The following is a 3,428-nucleotide window of genomic DNA, read 5'->3' on the forward strand; positions in this document are numbered from 1 at the left end:
GCGTAGCGGCGCGTGGTCCGATCACGCGCCGGGCGTCCTCGCTTCGGCCGTCATGCCCAGCGAATGCGGGGCGCCCAGCACGCCGCGGCGTTTCGATTTGACCGCAACAGCTCTGGAACGCAACGCCGCCTGACCGGCGTTCAGCCGTGATAGGCAAACAGCTCGATCGGGTCGTTGAAGCCGCGGACCGGGTATTCGCCGACGCGTTCGAGATCGAAATCACCCTCGACGAAGTCAGCGAACGCGCGGGACAGCAGCACCGGTCTGCCCAATTGCTTGGTGAGGGCTTCGAGACGCGACGCCATGTTGACCGCGGGACCGATGACGGTGAAGTCGAGCCGGGTGCGTGACCCGATGTTGCCATACATGACGTCACCGACGTGGACGCCGTAATTCAGGGGCGCGCGACCGGTTTCGCTGTTCTTTTCGTTCAGGGCCACCATGGCCTGACGGGCTTCGGCCACCGCGTGCAGCAGATCTGCGCAGGCTGACGGCTGGCTGAGCGGAAAAATGGCGAGCAGGCCATCGCCGATGAATTTCAGTATTTCCCCGCCGTGTCGCGCAATCGGCTCCGACATCGCGTCGAAATAGCCGTTGAGAAGATCGATGACGTCATCGCGCGGCCAGTTGTCGGAGATGCGGGTGAAGTCGCGCAGATCGCAGATCATGATGGCGGCGCGCACTGTCGTTCCGCTTCCGCGCCTGGTGGCGCCCGCCAGAATGAGCTCGCCGGCATGCGACCCGACATAGGTTTCGAGCAAGGTTCGCGCCAGCCGGTTCTTGATACGGATTTCGCTGACCAGCGCCAGAACCGGCAACAGCTTCAGCAGGCCGGAGATCTGCGCATCGTCGAAACCCCCGGGCCGGTCGGTTGCAAAGCTCACGATATGCCGCTTGCCGAGCGTATGGTAGAGCGGCCAGGCGACATAGTCGGTCAGGCCTTTCGCACGCATCTCGTTATAGAGCGCGTGCTTGCGGCGCCGGGCGGGATCGCGTTCGAGATTCTCGCGTACCTCGGTGGCGCCGTTATGGATTTCGTTGGCGGGACTATCGATGTATTCGGGGCGGCCCCTGACATCATAGTCGACACGCTCAATCGTGGCCTCGCGCATCCCGTCGGCCCACATGATGCGGGCGCCGAGCCATTGCGGATGGTGGATCAGGACATGAAGCGACGCCCGCTTGACGGGAATGCCCGCGCGCTGCAGTCGCATACATAACTCGGCGAAAATATTGTCGATGAAGCGCTCATCGCGCGTGTCGTTTGTCAGCCAGTGCACAACTTCGCCGTCAGAATGCGTGGGCACCGGATCGATGTTTGGCAGCGCGTTCATATCGTGTTCCTGAGCGGTAACCGGGATCGACGGTATGGGATTATGTCGTGTCCCGACGCGACGTCGTCAACCGAGTCCACCGCAAATTCGCCGTGTGCCGGGTCGTCGGTCGGTCGCTGCGTCGCGGGCGCGCGACGAAACCGCGGTAGCCAGCGCTCCCCCTGCAACCCACAACTCGCTTTTGGCAATTTACGCCTTCTGAAGGCAGAGGTCACAGATTCGAATCGTGCCGGGCGGCGACTTTACAAGTTTGTGCGATATTGCGGCGGCTGACACCACCCAGGTGCCGGCTCCAACCAATATGCGTTGCATGACCGGCATCTCGAGGCGATGTTCATACGGCTGTGGGGCGTGGGGATTCTGCTCACACCCTTTGCCATGTCAGGACAGGCAATCGATTTAGCGGGTTCAGTTGTCCGATTGAAGCCGCCCGCCACCTCCTTCTTCAATCCAAGGGGACCTTGCCTGTATATTCGAGAATGTAGAGCCCTCCGGTGAAACGGTCGTTTGCGTAGATCAAGCCGTCGCTGCCGACAATCAGATCGTTCATTTGAATGGCGCCGCCCTTGTTGCCGGGAACGTCGGGAGCGAAATAGCCCAGCAGCTCGGGAGCCATCGGATTTTTGATCGAATAGATTCTCAGGCCGCCGGAGAACTGTGCGCTGACCACGGTATTCTCGAGACCGCGCGACACCTCAGGCATCTGGTTCAGATTGATATTGTGGGAGCCAAATCGTCCGTGCCCCTTGCACAGTTCTTCCATGTTGGAAGGCGGCGGCAGATAGGAGAGAGGGTAGGGCCTGGTTTCGTCGTGAACATCCAGGACCGTCACGCGCATCGGCCAATCCGCACACTCCTCCTTGGTCGATTCCTGTGACGCAACCAGGAGACCGCGATCGAGGATGGGCACGACCGTATGCATGAAGCCCTGGTGCAAAGACTGCCATGAAATATGGGATATTTGCTTCGGCCTGGTCTTGTCCGAAATATCGAGAATGATCAGACCTCCGTCGATCCAGCCAGCGTAGAGCCGATCGGGGCGTTCGCGCGGAACGAGTGGCGTGTGTAGCCGGAAGCCACTGTCCCAAGGCGTAACACGGGCTGGCGCCGGTGCATCGTCGCCGACCCTCGTCCCCGGCAGCCACCACCGTCCAACCTCCTTTGGGGTCTTCGGATCGTGCAGATCGACGATCATGAGCATCTGATCATCAAGCGGATTCTTTGGGACAAAATCCTTGGCGCCAGTCGAGAGGTAGGCATAGCCCCCATCCGGGAAAGTCAGATAGTGGGTGCCGCGGGAGGCGGGGCCTGTCAGATCCATGTAGGACAGCAGCTGAGGATTGGCCGGGTCGCTGACGTCATAGACGGTGATGCCGCCGTGAGGCTGCCCCACCTTTTCGCTCTGCCGCGCCACCACCAGCGTGTTGCCGTTCAATGCGAGCGAATTGCACCTGACAAAAGTCGCCTCGACCGGCAGCTGCTTCAACACGACCGGTTTCGCGGGTGATGTTACATCGACGACGCTGAAGCATTGCGGTCCCGACTCGTGAGCCAGAAAGAGGATCTTTTGCTGTCCGTATTGCTTGAGGGCCAATCCTTCGCCACCCTTGCCAGCCCCGTCGAGCGTCGACTGGCCGACAAGCCGGATGTTCATCCGATCCGGAACGGCGGACAGGGCCAGATTTGACTGCAGGGCAAAAAAGGCCGCGGCGCTCAATCCAATTCGAATGAAAGTGCGCATGATCTCGGTTTCCTCCCGTGGAAATGAGGTGCCGAATTTCCAGCACCGTACCGGCTTGGCAGCATGGTTGCCGCGTTGACCCAAGGGATAATAAGAAGTGAGTGATTGTGGAAGGCCTTCGCCGGGCAATCCGCAGATGGGTGAATTTTCGCTGCTAACGATTGCGTGTTCAAGGGGCCCGTTCATTCTCGGGACGGCCTGCAGGGATCTGGCTCATCAAGAGTCGCGCCACCAACTCCCGGTCGATCGCGCTGGCGAGATGCAACCCAGGCGGACGGCATGCCTCGACAAGGTTGTATTCGCGATGGTGCTGACGGCAGTGTCAACCGATGGACGAGCGGATGGTCCAGAGG

Annotated in this window: 2 protein-coding genes; both read right to left on the reverse strand. The window is 60.6% G+C overall.

Features of this window, described 5'->3' with window-relative positions:
- Positions 1–140: 140 nt before the first annotated feature.
- Positions 141–1,334, reverse strand: coding sequence for an adenylate/guanylate cyclase domain-containing protein (locus WCB02_RS29335; protein WP_423963345.1), 1,194 nt, complete (start codon positions 1,332–1,334; stop codon positions 141–143).
- 445 nt (positions 1,335–1,779) lie between these two features.
- Complete coding sequence (locus WCB02_RS29340) at positions 1,780–3,261, reverse strand: LVIVD repeat-containing protein (RefSeq protein ID WP_423963347.1); 1,482 nt, start codon at positions 3,259–3,261, stop codon at positions 1,780–1,782.
- Between the last annotated feature and the right edge of the window lie 167 nt (positions 3,262–3,428).

Origin of the sequence: Bradyrhizobium sp. (genome assembly GCF_049581145.1) — a bacterium.
Taxonomy (GTDB): Bacteria; Pseudomonadota; Alphaproteobacteria; order Rhizobiales; family Xanthobacteraceae; genus Bradyrhizobium.

Bases quoted from the DNA above. Each gene is read 5' to 3' on its own strand.
- WCB02_RS29335 (WP_423963345.1), bottom strand. From the start codon at position 1,334: ATGAACGCGCTGCCAAACATCGATCCGGTGCCCACGCATTCTGACGGC.
- WCB02_RS29340 (WP_423963347.1), bottom strand. From the start codon at position 3,261: ATGAACGGGCCCCTTGAACACGCAATCGTTAGCAGCGAAAATTCACCC.